At 64.3% G+C, this 23,155-nt stretch carries 17 protein-coding genes; 7 read left to right on the forward strand and 10 right to left on the reverse strand.

What is annotated here, in order from left to right:
- Positions 1-65 precede the first annotated feature (65 nt).
- The 4 genes from FEK34_RS04540 to FEK34_RS04555 all read right to left on the reverse strand — a co-directional run bounded on the left by FEK34_RS04540 (position 66) and on the right by FEK34_RS04555 (position 2,507).
- Entirely contained in the window at positions 66-707 is a 642-nt protein-coding gene (locus tag FEK34_RS04540; RefSeq protein WP_138446587.1) for a DUF4352 domain-containing protein, read from the reverse strand.
- Between the two features lie 186 nt (positions 708-893).
- On the reverse strand, positions 894-1,451 hold the full coding sequence (locus FEK34_RS04545; protein WP_138446588.1) for a hypothetical protein: 558 nt from the start codon (positions 1,449-1,451) through the stop codon (positions 894-896).
- 28 nt (positions 1,452-1,479) lie between these two features.
- Positions 1,480-2,076 carry an exonuclease domain-containing protein gene (locus FEK34_RS04550; protein ID WP_138446589.1) on the reverse strand — a complete coding sequence of 199 codons (597 nt, stop codon included), beginning with the start codon at positions 2,074-2,076 and terminating at the stop codon, positions 1,480-1,482.
- Positions 2,077-2,261: 185 nt separating this feature from the next.
- The gene (locus tag FEK34_RS04555; protein WP_138446590.1) at positions 2,262-2,507 is read right to left on the reverse strand and encodes a hypothetical protein; all 246 of its coding nucleotides are present in this window, start codon (positions 2,505-2,507) and stop codon (positions 2,262-2,264) included.
- 202 nt (positions 2,508-2,709) lie between these two features.
- Here FEK34_RS04555 and FEK34_RS04560 point away from each other — a divergent pair, with 202 nt between their 5' ends.
- The 5 genes from FEK34_RS04560 (at position 2,710) to FEK34_RS04580 (ending at position 12,763) form a co-directional block, all read left to right on the forward strand.
- Complete coding sequence (locus tag FEK34_RS04560; RefSeq protein WP_138446591.1) at positions 2,710-4,728, forward strand: N-6 DNA methylase; 2,019 nt, start codon at positions 2,710-2,712, stop codon at positions 4,726-4,728.
- On the forward strand, positions 4,725-6,716 hold the full coding sequence (locus FEK34_RS04565) for a type I restriction-modification system subunit M (protein WP_138446592.1): 1,992 nt from the start codon (positions 4,725-4,727) through the stop codon (positions 6,714-6,716). The genes FEK34_RS04560 and FEK34_RS04565 overlap by 4 nt, the downstream gene beginning before the upstream one ends.
- A complete protein-coding gene (locus FEK34_RS04570; RefSeq protein ID WP_138446593.1) occupies positions 6,713-7,942 on the forward strand; it encodes a restriction endonuclease subunit S in 1,230 nt (409 codons plus the stop codon). The genes FEK34_RS04565 and FEK34_RS04570 overlap by 4 nt, the downstream gene beginning before the upstream one ends.
- A 5-nt stretch (positions 7,943-7,947) precedes the next feature.
- Positions 7,948-11,115, forward strand: a complete 3,168-nt coding sequence (locus tag FEK34_RS04575; protein WP_138446594.1) for a type I restriction endonuclease subunit R — start codon at positions 7,948-7,950, stop codon at positions 11,113-11,115.
- Positions 11,116-11,218: 103 nt separating this feature from the next.
- Positions 11,219-12,763, forward strand: a complete 1,545-nt coding sequence (locus FEK34_RS04580) for a serine/threonine-protein kinase (RefSeq protein ID WP_212748696.1) — start codon at positions 11,219-11,221, stop codon at positions 12,761-12,763.
- Positions 12,764-12,809: 46 nt separating this feature from the next.
- Here FEK34_RS04580 and FEK34_RS04585 read toward each other — a convergent pair whose 3' ends face one another.
- The 3 genes from FEK34_RS04585 to FEK34_RS04595 form a co-directional block, all read right to left on the reverse strand.
- A complete protein-coding gene (locus FEK34_RS04585) occupies positions 12,810-14,954 on the reverse strand; it encodes an AIPR family protein (protein ID WP_138446596.1) in 2,145 nt (714 codons plus the stop codon).
- A gap of 205 nt (positions 14,955-15,159) precedes the next feature.
- Positions 15,160-16,386 (reverse strand): hypothetical protein, encoded by a 1,227-nt coding sequence (locus FEK34_RS04590; protein ID WP_138446597.1) that lies wholly within the window; start codon positions 16,384-16,386, stop codon positions 15,160-15,162.
- 8 nt (positions 16,387-16,394) lie between these two features.
- Entirely contained in the window at positions 16,395-16,778 is a 384-nt protein-coding gene (locus tag FEK34_RS04595; RefSeq protein ID WP_036543466.1) for a hypothetical protein, read from the reverse strand.
- Positions 16,779-17,041: 263 nt separating this feature from the next.
- On the opposite strand from FEK34_RS04595, the gene FEK34_RS04600 reads away from it, so the two are divergent.
- The gene (locus tag FEK34_RS04600; protein ID WP_249358794.1) at positions 17,042-18,280 is read left to right on the forward strand and encodes a hypothetical protein; all 1,239 of its coding nucleotides are present in this window, start codon (positions 17,042-17,044) and stop codon (positions 18,278-18,280) included.
- Between the two features lie 103 nt (positions 18,281-18,383).
- Here the strand turns inward: FEK34_RS04600 and FEK34_RS04605 are convergent, their stop codons facing one another.
- Positions 18,384-19,631, reverse strand: a complete 1,248-nt coding sequence (locus FEK34_RS04605) for an McrC family protein (RefSeq protein WP_212748697.1) — start codon at positions 19,629-19,631, stop codon at positions 18,384-18,386.
- A complete protein-coding gene (locus tag FEK34_RS04610) occupies positions 19,618-21,387 on the reverse strand; it encodes an McrB family protein (protein ID WP_212748698.1) in 1,770 nt (589 codons plus the stop codon). The genes FEK34_RS04605 and FEK34_RS04610 overlap by 14 nt, the downstream gene beginning before the upstream one ends.
- Before the next feature lie 15 nt (positions 21,388-21,402).
- On the opposite strand from FEK34_RS04610, the gene FEK34_RS30360 reads away from it, so the two are divergent.
- Positions 21,403-21,663 (forward strand): hypothetical protein, encoded by a 261-nt coding sequence (locus tag FEK34_RS30360; RefSeq protein WP_212748699.1) that lies wholly within the window; start codon positions 21,403-21,405, stop codon positions 21,661-21,663.
- Between the two features lie 82 nt (positions 21,664-21,745).
- Here FEK34_RS30360 and FEK34_RS04615 read toward each other — a convergent pair whose 3' ends face one another.
- The gene (locus tag FEK34_RS04615; protein WP_138446598.1) at positions 21,746-23,053 is read right to left on the reverse strand and encodes an AAA domain-containing protein; all 1,308 of its coding nucleotides are present in this window, start codon (positions 23,051-23,053) and stop codon (positions 21,746-21,748) included.
- Positions 23,054-23,155: the final 102 nt, after the last annotated feature.

The raw sequence follows: 23,155 nt of genomic DNA on the forward strand, positions 1-23,155 counted from the left end.
CCGGCCGGCTCCGTCGGAGCACATGTTCGGCCGGGGCACGCCGGAGGGAAACCGTCTTTTCGCATTCATCGCAAGGCGACCTTCGCCCCGCCCGAGAACATCGAATCGTGTAGCTGCAACGCCGCGGGCACGGTGCCGACCGGCACGTCGAAGACGATCGTGACGTCCACCGAGTTGCCCGGATTGATCGGTGTCGAGAGGTTGTTGTTGACGTTCAACTCGGCCATGGTGTCGTTCTCGTACCGGCGGCCCTGGTCGTCGAACAGCTTCTGGTTGCTGCTGAAGTAAGTCTGCGGGCGGTCGCCGATATTTGTGACGGTGACGTGTACCAGGATGTACTCGCCCTGGGCGGTCTTCCGCATGTAGGGGTTCTCTCCGATGGTGGATACTGGGGGATCCACTGCGGTGACAGTGAATTCGAACTTGCCGTCGCGGACGGATGCGCCTACGGGAGCGGTGTCGGAATCCTGCCCTGCAGGCTGACCATGTTCGCTGGGCTCACCCGGTTCCGGGTTCGCGACGGAGGTGAAGGTGGCGTCGCTGTCGGATGCCTCATTGGCCGCGACCCCGAGGAGCCCGAAGCAGCCGCCGCACAGCAGGATGACGGCGCCGATCAGAATCCACGGCCAGATGCGCTTCTTGCGTTGAGGCGGCTGCTGGGGCTGGAAGGGTTGCGGGTAGGGCTGGGGGCCGGTCGGGTAGGTCATGGTGACTCCATAAGGTTCGGGGCGTGTGCGGCGAGGTAGGTCGGGCGACGGATCAGAGGCGATGCCACGGGCAGTACGCGTCGGTCTGTGTGCCGCCGACGCCGAAGGCGGAGCTGATGGCCAGCAGGGCGAAAAGGTGCACGAGTGTGCGCATGGTGAACCTCGAATCTGTTCAGGCGACCTGTTTCAGTCGGTAGGCGCCGTAGCCTCGGGCCATCGGACTATCGGTGCGGGAATCGGCACGTTGTGCGAGCCGGCTTCGGCGACGACCTCGATGTCGACGAGCCGCGCGGCAGGGGTGTGCCGGTCGCGACTGGTCAGGAACCAGCCGCCGCCGGTCGCGAAGACGCCGGCGGCAGGTGTGGCCACCGCGAATCCGGTGATCGTGAACAAGCCATAGGGCGCCTGGTCGAACACAGCGGTCACGATGTCGCCGTGGGTCGGATCGACTGTCGAGCCGGACGTGCCGGTCCGACCTGGTAGCGGTTCGCTCGACACCTCGAGCGAGAAGAGCTCGGCAACCGGACGCCGTTGCTGCCCACTGGTATCGAGCGGCTGTCCACCCAACAGATACCCACCGGTCGCTCCGGACGTCACGATGGTTCCGGTGACGAGGTGGGGTCCGTACATGTTCGAACGGAATGCCGCCGTCGCGACGGTACCGGGTTCGATTGCCGCCAACTTCTCGATGAGGCGCAGCACATTTCGTCTGCCGGAGAAGTTCAGGGATTCGAGAGAATGCATGGTGCCTCCTGTGATGGCCCGGAAATGGTCATCGGCAATCGCGCTTGCCTGCCGGGCTGAGATGGCCGAGCTGGGTGCGGGTGGCGCGGGCGAGTCCGGGGAGATCGTCCGCGCCGCCGAGCTGTGCCAGGCGGATCGCGATGTCCGCGGCGGCCGTCGCGTCGGCGCCGGCATCGTGATGGTTGTCGAGCCGGACTTCGAGGGCGTGGGCGACGGTCTTCAGTTGGTACTTCTCCAGCAGGAGTTGACGTTTCGCCCAGACCTTCGTGCACCCGTACACCCAGGTCGGCACCGGAACCCGGCTGTGCCCGCATGCCTGGTGCACGGCACCCATGTCGAACTGCGCGTTGTGTGCGACGACCGGAAGGTCTCCGATGACCGAGCGGATCTCCTGCCACCGCTGCCCGAAGCTCGGCTGGTCGGCCACCATCGAGGGCGTGATCTTGTGGATGCCGATGTTGCGTGGCGCAAACGCGGACACCGGTTCCGGTGGCCGGCACAGCCATTGCTGCGTGCTCACCCGTTCGCCGTTGCGGACGATCGCGACGCCGATCGAACAGATGCTGCCGTATTTCGGGTTGGCGGTTTCGACGTCGAAAGCCGCGAAGGACAGGTTCTTTGTCATCAGATGATCTCCAGTGGGGTGGGGTCGGCGGCTGGCCGGTATGGGTGGCTGCATGGAGAGGAGGAGAGACCGGCCACGGTGCGGCTCGACCTCGTCCGAGCAGGGGGATCGGACCGCGAACCAAGAGGTTGGGCTCGCGGTCGGCGAAAAGTGACGGCAGCGGCCGTCAGGGAAGTGTCAGCGGGCTACGACAGTCCGTCGAAGCTTCCGGTCGCCATCAGCGTCAGCAGGTGCAGCGGGATCTCGGCGTGCGGCACCACCGACAGCCGATAACGCCCCCTGTTGAGCCGATCGCACAGCACGACCGACCCGGGCACGCTGCCCATGGCCGCCTTATCGGCATTGCAGGCCCATTCGGCGTCGTAGCCAGAGTAGTGGCGGATGTGGGTCTCGGGCGGCAAGGCGACGCCTGGCGCCGCGGCAATGCTCACGATCGGCGAGCTGGTCGCGACGATGGCGCATGGCAAACCTCCTGTGACGCAGCGTGATTAGTTCGGAACCTGCGGACGACCAGGGCGACTCCGCTGATGTAACGCAACGCTAGATCAGTACTGAAAACATTGTCAAGCGACAATTCGATAATTGACTTTAACGCAGTGATGGGTGAAGCTGTCTGCACACGAGAGGAGGCGTATGTCAGACACCGCCCCACTGGTCACCGCCGCGGAGATCTCCCGGCTGGCCGGTGTCACCCGAGCCACCGTCAGTAACTGGCGCCGGCGGCATCCCGACTTCCCGCCTCCCGCGGGCGGCAGTGAGTCGCGGCCGGTCTTCGACCTCGGCGATGTCCGGAACTGGTTGCGCGAGCACGGCGTGGAATCGGCGGATTCGCCGCTGCAGGAACTGCGCACCGTGCTCCGGACGCACGTCGCGCCGCGCGACATTCCCCGACTTCTGGATGAACTCGGCGCGATCTCGGCGAACACCGGCGTCTCCGCGAGCGGTGTCATCGATCCGGAGCTGCTGCGGACGATGCGCGCCGCGGTCGCGGACGCGGGAGTGGCGCAGACGGTGGAGGCGCTGGCCGAGCGCGGGTTGGAGGAGAGCCCGACGACGGGCCTCTACTACACCCCGGAGGCGGTCGCCGACCTGATGGCGGAGCTCGCCCGTCCTGCGGCGGACGCGTCCATCGGCCGAGTGCTGGATCCGGCATGTGGGAGCGGCCGCTTGCTGGCCGTGGCATCGCGCCTCGGTGCCGGCGCCTGCTTCGGCCAGGACATCCTGCCCGTGCAAGCGCAACGAGCCGCCATCTTATTGTCGGTGAACGCTCCCGACGCGGAGGTAGCGATCCGCGCCGGCGACAGCCTGGTGAGCGATGCCTTCCCCGGGCTCGAAGTGGATGCGGTGCTGAGCAATCCGCCATATCAGCAGCGCGACTGGGGAGCCGACGAGCTGGCGCTCGATCCGCGCTGGAAGTACGGCGTCCCTTCCCGTGGTGAGTCCGAGCTGGCGTGGGTGCAGCATGCTCTGGCACATCTGCGACCAGGGGGAACGGGTGTGTTGCTGCTGCCGCCAGCGGTCGCCTCCCGTGCCACTGGCCGCCGGATCCGCGGTGAACTGCTGCGTCAGGGCGCGCTGCGTGCGGTGGTCGGACTACCGGCGGGTGCGGCGCCGCCCCGCCAACTGGGATTGCAGCTGTGGGTATTGCGGGCCCCCGGGGGTGGCGACAGTGCCGGCGACGTGCTGTTCATCGACGCCACCAGCCACGAATCGGCTGTGACCACACCCAGTGAGTGGCGGGAATTCGCTGAGACCGCTGTCGAGTCGTGGCGCGCGTTCGACCACGGTGATATCAAAACGGCTGCTGCCGCCGATGTAGCGGCTGTGGTGCGTGTGATGGACGTGCTCGACGAAGATGTGGACCTGACTCCCGGGCGGTACGTCCGCGCCGCGGTCGACGCCGAACGGACGGTGGATGCGGTCGAGACCACGGTGCTCGAACTGGCGGGAGACATCGCGGCCTTGCGCGGTGCGTTCGACGAGCTGCCGGAGCTCGCCGGTGCCGAGGAGAAGCCATGGCGTACCGCAACCGTCGCCGACCTCGACAAGGGCGGGGCGCTGCGGGTGCTCACCTACCGATCGCGTGAGGACGCCGAGCCGGTGTCCGAGTCGGATCTCGGCAGGCCGGTGCTGACCGGGCGCGACCTGGTCGATGGCACGGCTGGGTCGGCGGTAGTCGATACGGACTGGACCGGCACCGTAGTGGTGGTCGAACCCGGTGACGTGGTGATCCCGCAATTGCGCGGTACGCGCGGCAATCAGCTGGGCACCAGGGTCGCGGATGCCGCCGACGCCGGGGCCGTCCTCGGGCCGAACACCTTCCTGCTGCGCCCGGACCCGACCCGCGTCGATCCCTGGTTCCTCGCCGGATTCGCCGCCGGACCCGACAACACCGCGGCTATGGTCGGCGCGACCACGGTCCGCGTCATCCCCAGCCGGCTCCGCATCCCGCTGCTGCCGTTGGCGCAACAACAACGCTACGGCGCGGCCTTCCGGCAGCTGCACCGACTGCGCACCGCGGCTCGCCGCGCCGACGACACCGCGGGCAGACTGACCGAACTGATCACCGCCGGCCTCACCGTCGGCGCGCTCGAACCGCACGAACACTCCGCCGACGCCGCGGAATCGACATCTCGGAAAGGTAGGAAGTGAACACCAACAAGCACACTGAGCTGGCCAACCACGCATGGTCGGTCGCTGATCTACTGCGTGGGGATTACAAGCAGTCCGACTACGGCAAGGTGATTCTGCCGTTCACCGTGCTGCGACGGCTGGAGTGTGTGCTGGAGCCGACGCGGGAGAAAGTGCTCGCGGTGGTGGAGGCGCGCAAGGGCAGCGATCTGGACCTCGATCCGTTCCTGAAGAAAGCTTCCGGTGTCCGCTTCTACAACGTCACGCCGCTGACCTTGAAGTCCATCCTGTCCGATCCGGGGCAGGTGGCGAAGAACATGACGAACTATGTCGGCGGATTCTCCGATAACGCGCGTGAGGTGCTGGAGAAGTACGAGTTCGCTCAGCAGATCAAGCGGCTCGACGGTGCCGGGCTGCTGTATCAGGTGATCGGCAAATTCGCTGATTTGGATCTGCGGCCCGAAGTGGTGCCCAACCACAACATGGGTTATGTATTCGAGGAGCTGATCCGGCGATTCGCGGAACAGTCCAATGAGACCGCCGGTGAGCACTTCACCCCGCGCGAGGTCATCGAGCTCATGGTGAACCTGCTGATCGCGCCCGATGTCGACTTGGTCGGCACCCCTGGTGTGACGCGCAAAGTGCTCGACCCCGCCTGCGGAACCGGCGGCATGCTCAGTGCCGCCGAGGAACACATCAAGGAACTGAATCCGCATGCGCGCGTGGAGGTCTACGGCCAGGAACTGAACCCCGAATCGTGGGCGATCTGCCGTTCGGACCTGATGATCAAAGACCAGGACCCCGACAATATCGTCTTCGGTAACTCGTTCAGCGACGACGGCCATAAACACCTGCGCGCCGACTACCTGCTGGCCAATCCGCCGTTCGGTGTGGAGTGGAAAAAGGTCAAGGACGCCGTCGAATGGGAGCACAAAAACCTCGGCGACGCAGGCCGTTTCGGCGCGGGCCTGCCGCGTATCAATGACGGCTCGCTGCTGTTCCTGCAGCACATGATCTCGAAGATGAAGCCCGTCGGCACCGACGGCGGCGGCAGCCGCATCGCCATCGTCTTCAACGGTTCCCCGCTGTTCACCGGCGCCGCCGGGTCCGGCGAATCCGAGATCCGCCGCTGGATCATCGAAAACGACTGGCTCGAAGCCATTGTCGCCCTGCCGGACCAGCTGTTCTACAACACCGGCATCTCCACCTACTTCTGGATCCTCAGCAACCGCAAGTCCGCTGAGCATCGAGGCAAAGTCGTATTGCTCGACGCCCGCGACTACTGGGAGAAGATGCGCAAATCCCTTGGCGACAAACGCAAGCGGATCGGCACCGAACAAATCGGCGAAATCACCCGCCTCTACCGCGACGCCATCGACGTCGCCGCCGACCCCGACCACCCCCTGCGCAGCAAGGTGAAGGTTTTCGCCAACAGCGATTTCGGCTATCAGCGCATCACCGTCGAACGCCCGCTGCGCCTGCGCTTCGAACTCACCGAGGAAGCCCTCGACCAACTCGCAGCCTCAGCGCCCGTTCGCAAGCAGTACACCGACCCCACCGTCTTCACCGACCTGCTCCGCCCGCTTGTCGGCTCGACCTGGAAAACCAAGACCGACGCCATCACCGCGCTCAAGGACGCGGTAGCCGGCGCCGGCGAACCCTGGCCCACCGGCGCACCCTTCGCCAAAGCCTTCCGCGACGCCCTCGGCGTCCGCGACCCCGAAGGTGAGCTGCAACTCGTCAAGGGTTCCCCCGAACCCGACACCGAACTGCGGGATTACGAGAACGTGCCCCTCGAAGAGGACGTCAACGAATACCTCGCCCGTGAGGTGCTCCCGCACGTACCCGACGCGTGGATCGACTACAGCAAGACGAAGATCGGGTACGAGATTCCTGTCACCCGACACTTCTACGTGTACACGCCGCCGCGTCCGCTGGAGGAGATTGATGCGGAGTTGAAGGCGTTGGAGGCGGAGATTCAGGAATTGTTGGGGGAGGTTACGCAATGAAAAGCGTACCGCTCAAGTATGTGGCATCGATTAATGCAGGCCAGTCTCCATCATCATCCGACGTTGACGATCTGACCAATGGTCTGCCGTTTCTTCAGGGTAACGCCGAATTCGGCAGGCAGTATCCGGAGCCTCGCTTCCAGTGTAATGCCGCGCCAAAACGTGCTTCAGCAGGGGACATCCTGTTGTCTGTTCGGGCGCCGGTTGGTGAGTTGAATATTTCGAATCAAACCGTTGGGATTGGTCGAGGGCTAAATGCAATCACTGCCAGAAGCTGCCATCCCGGGTTCCTTTGGTGGTGGATGCATTCTCAGCGTAAGTATCTGGATGCCGTTTCTGTGGGCTCCACCTATCGGGCGGTAACAGCTGAGGATGTGGCAGCCCTGCGCTTCCCTGTGGTCGAACTGGAGGAGCAGCGCCGCATCGCCGACTTCCTTGACGCCGAAACCTCCCGCATCGACCGGCTGCTCGCTTTACGCATTAGACAACGCGACCTTGCAGAGGAACGGATACTTGGGGTTATACGTTATCTCGCGATTGGAGGTCGTGCCGCGACCGAACCATCAGGCAATACATGGATTCCGGAGATACCTGCGAACTGGCAGGTCTTGTCATTGAAGCGTAGATGGCGAATTATCGACTGCAAGCACAGGACGCCAAACTATGTACCTTCGGGCTACCCCGTTGTGAGCCCTGGAGATATATCGGAAGGCCGGTTGGATCTTTCGCGTTGCCATCGCTTTGTCGATCTCGAAGACTACGAGGATCTCGCTGACGACCTCCGTCGTGCGCGTCGCGGGGATATTGTGTACAGCCGAAATGCGTCAGTGGGGACAGCATCGTATGTTGACACCGAGGCGCCATTTACGATGGGTCAAGATGTTTGCCGAATAACGAGCGATGAACAAGATCAGTTATACCTGACTTACGTGCTTAATGTCGTTGTGAAGCCCCAGCTCAATTCATTGCAGGTGGGAAGCACGTTTACGCGCGTGAACATCGGAACTCTCCTAGATCTCGCGGTTCCTTGTCCGCCGCCGCAGGTTCAGCGATCGATCGCTAGGGAGATGGACTCTGTAACGAATAATGGAGACCTACTTAAGAGTGCTCTCGACAGGCAGATGGCTCTCCTTGCTGAACGCCGCCAGGCTCTCATCACCGCCGCCGTAACCGGCCAATTCGACGTAACAACCGCCAGCGGCCGAAACACAACCCAGGGGGTATAACCGCAATGAGCCCGGTCCACGACGAACTCACCTTCGGCGACTCCATCGTCGCCGCCATGCGCGCCAACGGCTGGTACAAAGGCAATCCGCACGAGTACAAGCCTGAGCTCGGCTTGGATCTGGGCGAATTGCTCGCCTTCATCGGTGCGACGCAGCAGCAGGAGTGGGATGAGCTGGTCTCCTTCTATGGAGGCGATCAGCGTGCCGCCGAGTTGGGGTTCGCCAGGGCGGTGGATCAGCAGATCGGGCTCAAGGGGTTGATCGAGACCCTGCGGTCGGGGGTCAAGGACCGGGGGGTGCGGATCCGGCTGGCGTATTTCAAGCCGAATCTGGTGACTTCGCCGGATGATCTGCGGGACTACCACGCGAATCGGTTGACGGTCGTGCGCGAGTTGCCGTACGCGACAAAGCAAGCCGATGCGAAGAATCGGCTCGATCTGGCGTTGCTGCTCAACGGCATTCCGGTCGCGACGGCCGAGTTGAAGAATCCGCTGACCGGGCAGACGGTGGAGCATGCGAAGGAGCAGTACCGCAGCGAACGCGATCCTAGTGAGCTGATCTTCACCCGGCGAGTGATCGCGAACTTCGCGGTCGATCCGCATCTGGTGTTCGTCGCGACCCAGTTGAAGGGGAAGAAGACCCGGTTTCTGCCGTTCAATACTGGTTCGGAGGGGCCGGGGAGGGCCGGCGGTGCGGGTAACCCGGCGCCGACGGTCGAGGGCAAGCATGCGACCTCCTATCTGTGGGAGCAGATCTGGCATCCGGACAACTGGCTGGACCTGCTGGAACGGTTCGTGCACACCCACGAATCGAAAGGTCCCGGTGGGCGGGGTAGCCGCACGATCATCTTCCCGCGCTATCACCAGTGGGATGTGGTCAAAAAGCTCACCGCGCACGCGGCCACGCACGGTGCGGGGCACAACTACCTGGTGATGGCGTCGGCCGGCTCGGGTAAGTCGAATACCATCGGCTGGCTCGCGCACCGGCTCACCGATCTGCATATCGCGGCCGATCCCGCACAGCTCGATCCGGCGGCCGGGTTGTCGCCCGGTACACCGGTTTTCGACAAGGTCATCATCATCACCGACCGCCGCAATCTGGACAGTCAGCTGAGCGAGACCGTCGGTAGCTTCGAGCGGGTGCACGGGTTGGTCCGCAAGATCGACGACAAGCAGGGCGCGAAATCCGAGCAGCTGGCCAAGGCGCTCACCCAGGAATCAGGCAAGATCATCACCGTCACCCTGCACACCTTCCCGGCGCTGCTGGATTTCCTGCGCCGCAACCCCACCGAGCTGCGCGGCGGCAAGTTCGCCATCATCGTGGACGAGGCACACTCCTCCCAGTCCGGTGACGCCGCCACCGCGGTGCGGGCCGCGCTGCGCGACCTCGGCCTGGATGCCGACGACGAAGAGGACGGCGCCACGGAACTGAAGCTGGAACAGCGCCTGGACCGCAAGGCCGCCGAACGGGCCCAGGCAGCGAACCTGTCGTACTTCGCCTTCACCGCGACGCCGAAGGCAAAGACCCTCGAATCGTTCGGAACCCTCGACGGCGACCGGTATCGCCCGTTCCACACCTATTCCATGCGCCAAGCGATCGAGGAGGGCTTCATCCTCGACCCGCTGCGCAACTACGTCACGTACAAGACCTTCTATCGCCTGGTCAACGAGAACCCCTCCGACCGCGAGGTGCCCGAATCCAAGGCGAAGACGATGCTGGCCCGGTTCGCGCTCACCCATCCCTCCACAGTCGTGCAGCAGGCGCAGGTGATCGTGGAGCATTTCGTCGAGCACACCCGCGATCTGCTCGGCGGTCGGGCAAAGGCCATGGTGGTCACCGATTCCCGCAAGAGCGCGGTCGCGATGGCGCGGGCAATCAAACGGCATCTTGCCGATATCGGCTATGACAAGAAGTACCCGGATATCGGTGTGCTGGTGGCCTTCTCGGGACCCCTCGATTATGAAGGCGAGGAAACCACCGAATCCAAGGAGAACGGCGGCCTGCCCGAATCCCAGCTGCCCAAGGCCTTCGCCTACACTCGCGCCGACGATCTCGCCACGCGGTCCGGTGGTGCCGGCCAACGCGAGTACCGGATCCTGGTGGTCGCCGAGAAGTACCAGACCGGGTTCGATCAGCCGTTGCTCACCACCATGTATGTGAACAAGAAGCTGCACGGTATCGCCGCCGTACAGACCTTGTCGCGGCTCAACCGCACCCATGAACTGAAATCGCAGTCCGATCTCGCCGTGCTCGACTTCGCCAACGACGGCGAGGACATCCAGGAATCGTTCCGGCCATACTACGAGCTCGCCGAGACTATGCCGACCGACCCGAACCTGCTGTATATCGCGCAGACCAAGGTCATGGCCGCACCGATCCTCATCGAATCGGAAATGCGCGCGTTCGCCGATGCCTATCTGACAGCCGAACAACAGGCCGCGGGATCGCAGGCCAAATGGCAGAAGCTGCATGCCGAGCTGTACCGGCATCTGCAGCCCGCCGTCGACAGGTTCGCCGGGTTGCTGCACAGCGACGAAGAAGCCGATGTGGACGTCGCCGAACAGTTCCGGATCGAGCTGCGCGACTACGTGCGCAAATACGGGTTCCTCGCCCAGATCGTTCCGTACCGGGACGCTGAGCTCGAACTGCTGCACCTGTACGGCAAGCATCTGTTGAATGTGCTGCCGCGGCGTGCCGACGGCGGCGTCGACGTCGGGCAGGTGGACCTGAGCCACGTCCGTGTCCAGCACATCGGTGACCTCGATCTCGGGCTGTCGTCGGAAGGCCCGGCCACGCTGCCTGGATTCGGTGAGTCCGCTGCCGCGCCGAAGGAACCGGAGAAGTCGCTGCTGTCGGAGCTGATCGAACAGCTCAACGAACGCTTCGGCACCGAGTTCGACGAGGGTGATTTGGCCAAGCCATACCAGGAGGCGCTGGCCGATCCGGAAGTCCAGCTCGCCGCCGTCGCCAACCAGAGCGAAGACGAATTCCAGGGCAAGTTCGTCGAGGTGTTCCAGGACAAGATGATGGAACACTTCGACACCGTCGCCGACCTCGGTAACAAGTACTTCAGTCGTTCCGAACCGGCGTTCAAGGAGACGCTGAACCGGCATGCGAGCCGAGCCGCCTGGCGGATGATCCGGCGACAGCACGGACTGGACGGCGTAGCGTGACCGGGTGCCGTGGTCCGGCGGGTCGCCTTCCGGGTCGCATATGGTGCAGGCGCGGCGAAGTCTGCCGATAGTCGTGTAGGGGAACAGGGGACGATCAATGCGGGTGCGGCGCATCGATAACCGGTACGAACTCACCGAACAGATCTCATCCGGCGGCATGGGCTCGGTGTGGCGTGGCTACGACATCGTCCTCGACCGGGAAGTCGCGGTGAAAACCATCCGCGTCGATCAGGTGGTCACCGCGGAGCAAGCCGAGGAATTCACCGAGCGCTTCCGCCGTGAAGCCAGGGTCACCGCCCGTATCCGGCACCACGGTGTGCCGCAGGTGTTCGACGCCGTGCTGGATGCGTCGTTCGAGACGGTGTACCTGGTGATGGAGCTCATCGACGGTGTTCCGTTGCAGAACTACATCGACCCGGATCACCCGCTGCCGCTGACCTGGGTGGCGTCGGTGGCGGCCCAGATCGCTACCGTGCTCTCCTACGCCCATGCGCTGCCGGTCGTGCACCGCGATCTCAAACCCGGGAATGTACTGATCACTCGCGACGGTGCGGTGAAGGTCATCGACTTCGGTATCGCCGCCATCCTCGACAGTTCGACGCCGAAACTAACGGTCACCGGCCAGCAGATCGGCACCCTGCGCTACATGGCTCCCGAACGGGTCCACGGCCGCCGAGTTACCCCGCTCAGCGACCTCTACGCCCTCGGCTGTCTGATCCACGAAATGATCAGCGGCCGACCGCTATTCGAGGCTGATTCGGAGTTCTCGATCATGTTCGCGCACACCGAACAGCCGCCGGTGCCGCTGCGACAACTCGGTCTCGACGTTCCGCCAGAGTTCGAACGGCTCGTGCTCGATCTGGTGCAGAAGGAGCCACAGCGCCGCCCCGCCGATGCCTTCACCGTCTACGAGCGTCTCCTGCCGTTCCTGCCCGGACCCGGTACCCCTGTGGCACCCACCGAGCTCTACCTGCCCGGATTCCCCGATCCGACACGCATATTCCGGCGCCCGAACGCCCCGCTGGAAACCGGCCAGATCGAACCCACCCGGCTGCGCCCGCAGCCTTCGGCGCCCACCGCTCCGATGTCGGCGCAGCACATGCAGACCGCGATATCCGATGCCGAGAGCCGCTACTGGTCGCTACTCGAGGGCGGAAGATTCGCCCAGGCTGCGGATGCGCTGAACGCTGTAATCGATAGCGCCGCATCGGCCTTAGGTAAGGAAAACGTCCAGGTGCTCACCCTGCGCAAGCAGGTAGCGGCGGCCTGGGCACTGGCCGGCGAAGACCGCCGCGCCTGCCGTGAATTCGACCTGCTCGCCGCGGCTTACCAGCGCGCCGAGGGCCGATTCAGCCGCTCCGCTCTGGAATGCCGCGCCGGCGCCGCCCGCGGGCGGATGGCGCTGGGCGAGATCGAGGCCGGCCTCGGCGAACTCGAAGAGGTGCTCGCCGAGGTAACCGCCGCCGACGGCAGCGGCTGTGAACTCGCGCTGGACCTGCGCTTCGAGATCGGCGACCTGAAACGCGAGATCGGTGATCATGCGGCCGCCCGCGCGATGCTGCAAGCGCTGCTGGAGGATCTGACGATGATCAAAGGACCCCGCGATCCCTTCACCGTGGAGGTGGGGGAGCTGCTGGCCGCACTCTGAGTGTCCGGCGGTTTCGGGTGGTTGGCAGCCCTGGCGCGTGCGGCGATCAGTCGGACTCTTCGAGCTCCTCGAGCGCGCGCCAGGCCAGATCGGCCAAGGTGTCGCCGGTCGAGGTCACCCAACGCCGGGTGCCCTGGTTGGCGACCGGGCGATTCGCCCACCCCGCCCACTCCCACATCAGGCTGACCAGGCCAGATGGCGAATACTGTTTGCCGTCGACGGCCCACAGGATCGGCTTCAACCGATGCAGAGCCCACGTCGCTCGCCCGCGTTGAGGATCCTCGGCAAGCCAGTCCCGCATCGCTTCGGCCTCGGACGGATGGCCGGCGACCAGCGTCAGAGGTTCGCCCTCGGGCAGGACATTCCGGTCGATCAACACCGAGACCGCGGTCGGGCGCCGCAGGCGTTTGGTCGTGCGGGTTCGCTTGTACTTGCTTCCCGCCGATGGCGCCGACTGATCCGGGCTTGGCGCGAGGACGCGCGCGACCACGTCGCGACTGCGCTCGACATCGGCGCAGACAGCGCGTATTTGCGAGCGTTCGCCGTACAGATCGTCGATCGCCGTCACCACGGCGGGCAGCAGGCGGCCGACGATTTCCGGGACTTGCTGTCGAGCCCCGGCCAGCCAGGTGAGGTTCTGGTCCGGTTCGCTGATCGCCTCGGTATCGAGACTGCGGAAGACGAGGTGCGCGAGCAGGTAGACGCCATGCTCGGCGAGTGCGATGGCACGACCCTCATAACGAGAGCGCAAGGCATGCAGGCTGGTGCGTACCTCCCGCAGCACATTGACCGCGTTCCACAGCAGGTAGGCGCTCGGACGTGGGCGGAACAGGGCGTCATGGATGCCCTGCGGGCCGCGTTCCCACAGGACATCGAGGTCGGTCGCGATACGCGCCGCATACTGGCTGTCCGGATGGGCACAGGCCAATGCGCACGCCGCCTCCACGACCGAACAGCCGGTCTCCGGCGGAGGGTCGAGCTCCCCGCGCCGGACACCGTATTCCAGGCCGAGTTCGGCGCGAAGCTCGGCCATGATTTCGGCCTGCACCGACTCCAGAGCTATGAAATCGCGCTGCTCAACGCGATTTTGCCGGTTCGTGGCCTGAGTGGTCTTCTTGGCGAATTCCTTCTCTTCGCCGGTCACGATGATGCGGACACCGACTTGTGCCGTGGCGGCATCAGGTTCGCAGGCGACCGCCTCCGCGATGGACCGGACGGTTTGGGCTCCGTTGACCACGCTGGCGTTATGCAAGGTCAGCCCGAGCGGACGGCTATACGGATTTCGCATCGACTGGCCGGCCTTCTGAACCGAATCACAAAGGATCGTGATGCCGTTGTTGAAATACCAGAAGGCTGAGGGCTCGGTCGTCAAGGTTTCGATCAAACCGTTGTTGATCGACGTGCGACCTAATGGGTTACGAATGTTCAAGTTGTACAGGTGCGAACCGACATCCACCCATTGTGCAACCTGCTCGGCATCGACAACGCCCTGATATGACTCGTACGGGGTCGAGATACTGAACCACGGAAAGAGCTCGACCGGCAGTACAACGGGATCAGCCGAATGGTCATCGCGTACCGATTGCCAGATCTCGGCCGCGAGAATGATCCGGTGGTCCAGGATCGCACCATGCCGGTTGAATTCCTTCTCCCCGTGTTCGATGGCATCCCGGAATCCCGGGGTGACCTCGTCGGCTCGCATCAGCGCGATCACCTGGGTCACTGGGACCGCTTCGGAGGTCATTACTTTCCCAGCGTATTCGGCGAGGTGCCGGCCACGGGGATTGAACGGCGTGTAATCCTCATCGTCGATGAGACGCAGCCCGTGTAGCAATTCCTGCACGGCAGACCGTTCGCTCGGAGCGCGTCCGGTCTTGCTCCACTTTGCCTGAACGAGGTAAATGTGCGGGTCGGGGCCTTCGACGACAGCCAGCGCGTCGATCCCTTGGTCGGCCACACCATCGATCACCGTTTGCGCGGCCTGCTCAGGGCCGAACCCCGTGACGACGCGGACAGCCTGCGCGGCCAACGCCCGGGAAAGCTCTCGGGGTGAACGTTCTTCTTCCGGCTTGTCATCGAGATCGCTGAGGTCGAGCAGCCCGGGTTCGATGTAGGTGTTGCGAAGGAAGCGGGCTACTTGACGCACCTGTCTGGGGACGTCGGTGTGCTCGCCACGCGGGGTGCTGCTCACGCACATCCTTTCTGGGACGGGTTACAACGGCCGATACTCCGGATTTTGCCCTCTGCCGGGTGACGCCAGAGTACCTGAACAGCAACGTTTTTGGGCGACGAACGGTTCAGGAATTGGCCGGCATAGCGGGGTCAGAAGACCGGATAGGGTGTTTCTGCGAGACCGGTTCGCCGCTCGGTCGTGCCGAACGATGCGTGAGCATCGGTCAACAATTCTGGCCACTGATTCTGACCAGCACGGTGTCGTAGCTGTCGCCATTTGGGGTTGCGATGGTCGACTTCAGACTTATCTGCGAGCATGGTGGGCCGTACACGAAGGCAGTGAAGTACAGTGCGGCGTTGGTCTTCGGGCTGTAATCGCCGATTTGGACACCACCGTTCGCTATACCGTCCTTCAACTGTACCCCGCTGCGATGGTTGGCATTGATCAATACCGCACTGTGTGGTACGAACTGGACCGATTCGGTGAACAGCGCCTTCAGGGTGACCTTCCGCTGCACCGTCGTACCGTGGTTGAAGTAGGTCAACCGAACCCGGACCTGGCTTCCATGTGGTGCTTCGATGATCGTACGGAAGTCATTTCCTGTTGTTCCGGGTTGTACGGCAGACTCGAATGTGAAACCAGGTGCGACAGATTTCAGTGTGAAGACAACTGTGCCGAAACCGTCGCCGCCGGGCGGAATCGTACCCGGCTGCTCGGCTACACCCACCAATGTGCCCGCGCCGAACAGTTCCGACGGTTCGACCGGACGTGTCCGGTCGCGGTTGCCCGTGACCCGCGCTGAGCCTTCCTTGTACAACAGCGTGATGTCGCCGTTTGTGTTGTTGACCAGGTCGACGGTGTCCCACACCTCGGCCGGAACAGTCTGCGCGGCGGTGACAAACGCGGTGGCTTTGTGAACCTTCGCGTCCTTGTGTTTGATCGTCCTCGGATGTTGCACCCGGGTGCGGACGAAGTCGATAGCTTTGTCTGCGGTGTTGTTCGCATAGAAAATCGAGAGCTCGTATTCGCGGCCCGGCTGGAGTTCGACGCTATCGCCCCAATGGTGATTGCCACCGGCTTCCCGGATCTGGAAGAAGTTGCGCTCGTCCCCGTGCATGGGGTTATCGGTGACGGAGTTGAGGGTTTGCGGTGCTTTACTGTATTCGGGTCGCTCGCCATTGCTATAGGTAATCCGGTCAGGTCCCCATCCGTCGGTCGACGCCGACCCATACGCGACGGCCAGTGAATCCACGCTGTCCGAAGGTCTGGTGATACCCCAAATAATTCCGCCGGCAATGATGGCCGCGACCAACGCCATAATTGCAATATTCTTGGGTTGGACGTATCCGTACAGCAGATTGATCGTCGTAGCGTCGATCTCGCCACGATTGTCGCCGAAGATGTTTATCTGCTTGGAGTTGCCTCTCGCAACAGCCTTGAACCTGAACACGGCGTTCGTCAGAACGAGATGGAGCCGCGATTGTCCCGCATATTGAGGACCTTCGCGTTGTCATAGGCGTTCGAGATGAAGTCGGCCACCTTCCGGTCCTCGCGAGCGAGCGCAACGAGCTCGTCGACCTCCGAACGGAATTCGTCATCGTCGACGCTTGCGGCCTCGATCCGTGCGGCGACGATTTCCCTGTCGGCGTCGGTCGGCTCGCTGGCCAGTCGTGCGATGGCCGCGCTGGTCGGTTCGTCATCCCGGAACTTGGCGGCTATTCGCTGACGCAGCCGGTCGATCGCGGACCAGGAGCCGGCGGCGGCGCTCTGCGCCAGTCCCTCGCCGTACTTGGTGGCAAGCAGAATCGCTGCCGCGGTGCCGAGTGAAACGGGATCTACCACGTGCCCACCTCGATTCGATTGTGTGGTAGCTCATGGTATTCCGCCCGGCAGGTCTTGTGCTGAGAACTTGCTGTGTTCGTCGCCGGAAACGTCGGGGACCCCTGCCGGACGCGGGCAGCATGGTCAGGTCGATACAAGTGCGTACACAGGTGATCGGCCAGGTTGCGATAGCCGCCAGGTGTCGGAGGCTTGCGGCACAATGCTGATCGAGACTACGAACGATGTCCCCGGCTGTCGGCTGTGGGCTCCAGGAAGGGCCGAGCATGGATGAAGAGCGGGCTCCGATGACAACCGACGGTGGCCCCGGGGGGCAAACGGCGGATCTCGTGGTCATCGAGGACGAATTCGGTACGGCACTGGTCGGGGCCGAGGAAGCGATTGCCGAGTTCACCCGACAGGAGGGTTTCTCGCTGCCGGTGGTGGCTGCTGAGTCCGGCGTGACGGTGACGACGCTCGCGCCGCGGTTGTTCGGCGCTCGTGCGGTTGGTTCGGCATACATGGTCGGGACCAGCGTGGTCGAGTCGGCCCGTCGTGCACGGGGCACTACGGTGACCTATCACCGGATGGTGCGTGATAGCAACGGCACGATCCGCTCGAATGCGAGGATCCCAGCACCCGGTGCTGCCGCCATCGCACCGCAAATGGCGGCTCTGATGGCGCTGGAAGCAGCGATCTCCGCGCAGTTCGACCAGATTCACGAGCATCTCGACGTGATCGAGGACAAGGTAGACGAGGTATTGCGGCTGGCAGCAGCCGAACGGCTCGGCGACATATACGGCCATCATCGGGTACTGGCTCGGAAGGCTCGGGCGATGGCCGACGGCGATGCGCTGACCGCGACCGACTGGTCCTCCCTCGCCGGCCTCGGACCGGATCTGGAGGTCGGCGTGGAGCGGTTGCGGATGCATGCGAGCAAGCAGGCCGAGACCCTCGACAGTCGCCTCGGGCCCGGCAAGCGTGCCGAGCAGCTCGAGGCGATGGTCCGTAAGAATCGGCTCGGGGAAACGCTGCAACTGCTGGTCGTCGCACAGAAATCGTTGTTCCTGTGGCAGCGGCTGCGGCTCGAGCAGGTGCGAGTCACCGAGCCGGAACACTTCGAGCAGACCATCGCCAGTGCCCGGAATATTCTGCGTGAGCAGTATCGTGCCGACGTCGACCTGGTAGTCGGCCTGCGCGAGCTGCTGACCACACACGCGGTGCTGAAGACTTCCGAGGCACATCACAAGCTCGTCTCCCGGGCGTTGACCAAGCACCGCCAGGAACTGGAGTCGATGCTCGACCAGTTCGTTCAGGCCCGAAACCTGCAGCTGGCCACCTGGGAGGGTCGTGACCACGCGACGATTGCCGAGGCAATGATCGCGGCGAAAGCAAAAGCGGCGGCGCTGGCGACCTCGGGCCGTCGCCAGCTTGCCCGCGGCGGTGCCGGCATCGTGGCGTGGATAGATCCCGACGCAAAGAAACCACCAGTTGTCGACGCCGCTGAAGATCGCAGTGAGTCCTGAGACGAGGTGGGGGAGCGAAGAGTTCCCGGGCGTCGCGATATCACCCGGTCGTATCGGCTTGGGCCTTCGCGGCTGCGAACGAGCGCCAAGATGAGCCACCTGGTCACGTGAACAATGCCGCGCGGATTCCATCGGCAGCTCGGGCAGGGGAGGCGGCGGTGTCGACGCCGTGTATGTGCACGGTGCCCAAATGGCGTCGGTTGCCGGTGATGCGGACTGTGCGCTGCGATGTCGCGGTCGGATCGGGATGCACGATGGCTGCCACCGGCGCGGCTGGTGGGGCGTAACCGGCTGTGTAAGTGAGTAGTTGGTGGATGTCGGCCGTGCTCACGGTGTGGTCGGCGTAGGTCTTGTACTTCGCATCGATCGGGTACAGCTCGGGTGTTTGGGTGCCGCTGGTGCGCTGCAGCAGGACATCTGGGCGGAATGGTGGGCGGGGGGAGAGGTCGCCGTGGACGGTGATTGCTGAGGTGCCGGTGGAGGGGACGATGTCCACGCCGGCGGGGGCGGCGTCGTGGATCAGGCGGCGGACTATTGCTTCCCATAGGACGGGCATGTCCAGCAGGAGGCTTTCGGCGTTCGATCCGGTGTTCACCAGGAGGTCGGTGACGCCGCCGCCGCGCAGGATCAGGCCGGACCAGAGGTGGGCGGTGCGGTAGCGGCGGTTCAGGCGGGTGTAGGTGGTGCGGTCGAGAGTTCGCAGGACACGAGTCGCGGCGCTGGTGGTGGGGAATTCGATTGCGGTCTGGGCTAATTGGCGGGCCAGGTGGGGGTCGGCGACCACGGTGCGGGCTGCTCGCAGGGCCAGGCCACAGAGTTGGTTCTCCCAGATGTCGATGGCTCGGTCGAAGGTGCGGCTGTGGAGTTGGTCGAGCATGCCGTAGCGCTTGGTGGCTTGGGCGACGATGTCGAGGCGGCCGCGGAGGACCGGTTCGATGACGTCGTGGCGGACGTAATCGCGGCGTAGGCCGTCGCGGAGCAGGGTTTGGCATTCGGCGAGCAGGGCTGCTGCGACGAGGTCGGGGAGGCCGTGGCGGTGGGTTTGCCAGTTGCGGAGGGTAGCGTCGTGGGGAACCGGGGTGGCGGTGGCGTAGCAGAGCCAGCGCAGTAGGGAGTCGCCGGTGAAGGCCACCTTCGGGGTGATGATGAGACGGATGCGGTCGAGGGCGAGCACACCGACTGTGGCGCCTGCGGTGAAGGTCCAGCCGGTGCGGTCGGAGGTGATGGTGCAGCGGCGGCAGGTGTGCAGGGCGCGGAGCCGGTCGAGATCGGTGTCGCTGAGTTGGTCGAGAGCCAGCGACACCGATTCGTACTCGGCGACACGGATTTCGGTGCGGTCAGGCATCGACATTGCGGCTGGTGGCCACAGTGAACTCGGCAGCCAGTTCCGCGGCCAGGTCGGCTACGGCGATCTGTGCGGGCCTGCCGGTGTTCTGATCGACGAGGTTGCCCAGCAGTTCCCGCAGCAGCTCTACTCGGCCGACGCAGTAGTCCTCGAGCAGCGGGACGATGTCGTGGTAGAAGGCCGCGGCGAGTTCTTCGTCGGTGGCGACGGGTTCGCTGTCGGTCAGTAGGTAGGCGTGGCCGATCTGATGATCGGGGTCGAGGCAGGCGGCGACGCGGGTGTTCAGCGACGTCAAGAAGGTGGTGAGGTCGAGCGGACCGACGGAACCGGAGACGATATCGGGGTCGGGGCCGATATCGACGAAGGCGAAGCGCCGGCGGATGGCGGCATCGAGATGGCTGACACTGCGGTCGGCGGTGTTCATCGTGCCGATGATGCGCAGGTTCTTCGGCACCGAGAAGCTTCGCTTACTGATCGGCAGGCGCACCTCGATTCCGCGTTTGTCGGATTCGAGGAGGGTGATGAGTTCGCCGAAGATGCGGGGTAGGTCGCCGCGGTTGATCTCATCGATGATCAGCAGGAACGTCTCGTCAGGAGCGGCCGCCGCGGCGGTGCACAGGTTGTGGAACAGACCGTTGGTGAGTTCGAGCCGCAGGCCGTGGGCGGCCGGGTCGTCGACCGGTTTGTAGCCTTCGACGAAGTCCTCGTAGCCGTACGAGGGATGGAACGTCACCAACTGCACTCGACCCGAACGCAGCATGTTTCCAATCGCGGACTCCTGCCCGGCCGTACCGATGGCTGCGGCTCCGCCGTTCATGGCGAGCGCGGACTGCAAGGCGAGGCGGGTCTTGCCGGTGCCGGGCGGGCCGTACAGGATGACCTGGCCTTTCCTGGCCAATGCCTCCTGGACGCGGATGATCTCGGTCGGTAGGTCGACCGGAGCCGGATCGTGTCCTCCACCATCATTGGCCGAACGGTCGGTGAGCTGGGCGAACAGCTTCTCGGGGACCTTGGCGAAGGTCGGCACCCAAGCGTTCTGGGGTTCCGCAAGGTCCTGGCTGAGCGAGGTGTCCCAGTCGACCGGGACGATATGCCGATATTCGGGGAGGTCCTCGTTGTAGTAGTAACCGCCGGAAACGGTCCCGACGGCCAGCACGTGGGTCTTGCCGCGGTTGGCCACAATGCGATCACCGGGCTCGAGGTCGCGGAAAGCGAGGAGGTTCCGGGCTTTCACCAAGTTGCCGCCGGGACGATCGGACCAGTAGTTGTCGATCGCGTGTTTGAGTTCGGTATCGCTGGTGTATTGGGCGAGATCGCCGACTTCGTCCCATCCGACGCGAATGTAGTTCTGGGCCAGGCAATCCGGCCAGTGCCGGGCATTCTCGCCCGGTGCGATCTTCCATACCACTCGGCTCTTCGGGCGAGGGTCGAAGTAGGTGTAGAGGAACCGCGCCACTTCACGGGACGTCAGTTCGCTCAACCCGGGATGGTCCTTGACGAGCACAGACAGATGCCTGTTGGCCCGCCACGCCGTTGCGTTCCGTTCCGGCGTGCCACCCAGCAGGGAAATGAAGGCGCGCAGGTGTGGCCTGGAGTAGATCGGCAGAAAATGCTGGGGGTAATAGGCCGCCAGCGATTTCGTAACCAGGGCTTGGCCGGAGGTGAGCACATCGAGGTCATCGATGTCGTCGAAGGCTTGCCGTTCGGCCGCGTCGAAGGCTGCGACGAACTCGCCGCGAAGGCGTTCCCATGCCTCGTTCACGCCTAATCCGGCCAGTTGCGCAGCCAATCGCCATTCCCCGGACTTGTGTCGGTAGATAATGTGCTTTCCGGCGCTGCCGCCGCCCAGGCTGCCGTATTCCGTTGCGATGAACTCGAGCATTCGGCAGTACGTCGGTTCTCCCGTCCGGTCGATGCCCAATGCGTACTGTTCGAGGCGCATGGTCGGCCATTGCTCGAGCGGAAAATGCTCGACAATCTGCTTGCGTTGCTGCTCTCCCTCGGCAATTCGCTCGGCGACCGTGGTGCGGTCGAATGAGGCAAGGGCGGTGTCCAGGTCCATGTGTTCCTCGATCTGTCTGTGGCGAAAGCGGGCGAGGTCTATGAATTCAGTGGGTTGATCAATGAACAGCTGCTGCGGAAACCCGGTGCTCGGCAAGGTGACTCAACACCGACTGATTCGCCTCCCACCCATCCGGGAATTTCACCGGCACACCCAGGTGCACCGGCTCCGCCGACGGGTGCGCATCCAGCAGTTCGGGAATCCCGGCCCGCCCCACGACGATGCACGCGTGACGGTGCCGGGACGTAAGTACGCACAACCGGCCGGCCTCGAGGTGGAAGGCGCTGGCGTCGCGGCGGCCGGAGAGGGGGTGCAGGACGACCGTCACGTCGTATTCGCGGCCTTGGAGTCGGTTGGCGGTGTCGACGGTGATCGGTTCGCCGGGCGTGCCGCGCAGGGCGGATCGGATGGCATCGGCTTGGTCGCGGTGGGCGGTGCCGATGGCGATGCGTTCGGTGGTGACCGCGTGAGTGCCCTGTTCGGAGTGGGCGGTTGCGCCGCGTTCCAGGAGACGGCAGGTCAAGGCGGTGATGGCGGCTACCGCTTCGCGGTCGGTGCGCAGCGTGTGCCGGGCGGGGAGTTCGTACCAGGCCCAGCCGGTTTCGGCGGCCATGTCCAGTGCCTCGTCCAGTGAGCCACGGAGCCCGCGGGTCGCGTATTCGAGGCGGCGTTGCTCGGGCTCGGTGCCGGCGCGGAACGGGGTGAACGGGTAGAAGGCGGCCGAGACGACGGAGGCCGCGGCGGCAGGCAGGCGCCAGGAGACGGGGAGGCGGTGGGGTTCGGGGAGGTCCGGGTTGTTGGCGAGCATGACGCTGACGGCGCTCATGGTGGGATCCCAGGACAGGCCTGCCCAGCGGTCGACGTCGACCGTGGCGAAGGGGTCGAGTTGGCCGGGGTCGCCCACGAATAGTGCGCGGTCGAAGCGGTTGGCGATGCGTAGCAGCATGTCGGAGCGCATCTGGTAGGCCTCGTCGACGATGGCCCAGGACCAGGTGCCATCGTCGATGGTGGCCCATTTGGCTGCGGTGCCGATGACGATGGCGCGGTCGGTGAGGTCGGTGTGCTTCTGGGCGATGCGGACGTTGGGGCGTTGGACGCGTTCGGATTCGGTGTAGTTGGCGGCGGAGAGGCGGCCGATGCGCAGGGCCGGATCGGCGGTGGCGAGGCGGTCGATGAGGTCGTCGACCTGCTCGTTGGTTTGGGCGACGATCATCTTTTGGGCGTCGTCTTCGGCGAGTTGGCGGGCGGCGCGGACGACGAGGGTGGATTTGCCCGCGCCGGGTGGGGAATCGACGACGAGGGCGCGGTGAGGTGGGTCGCGCAGGTCGTCGAGGATGTTGGTGACTACCTGGTCAGGGGTGGTCATGCTAGGGCCTCCGACGGTGAGCTGCGGGCGACGACGATCCGGGCTGGGGAATCGGAGAGCCGACACAGAACAATGGCGTCACTGGGCAGTGCTTGTTGCCGG

Origin of the sequence: Nocardia cyriacigeorgica, from assembly GCF_005863245.1 — a bacterium.
In the GTDB taxonomy this organism is placed as follows: Bacteria; Actinomycetota; Actinomycetes; order Mycobacteriales; family Mycobacteriaceae; genus Nocardia; species Nocardia cyriacigeorgica_C.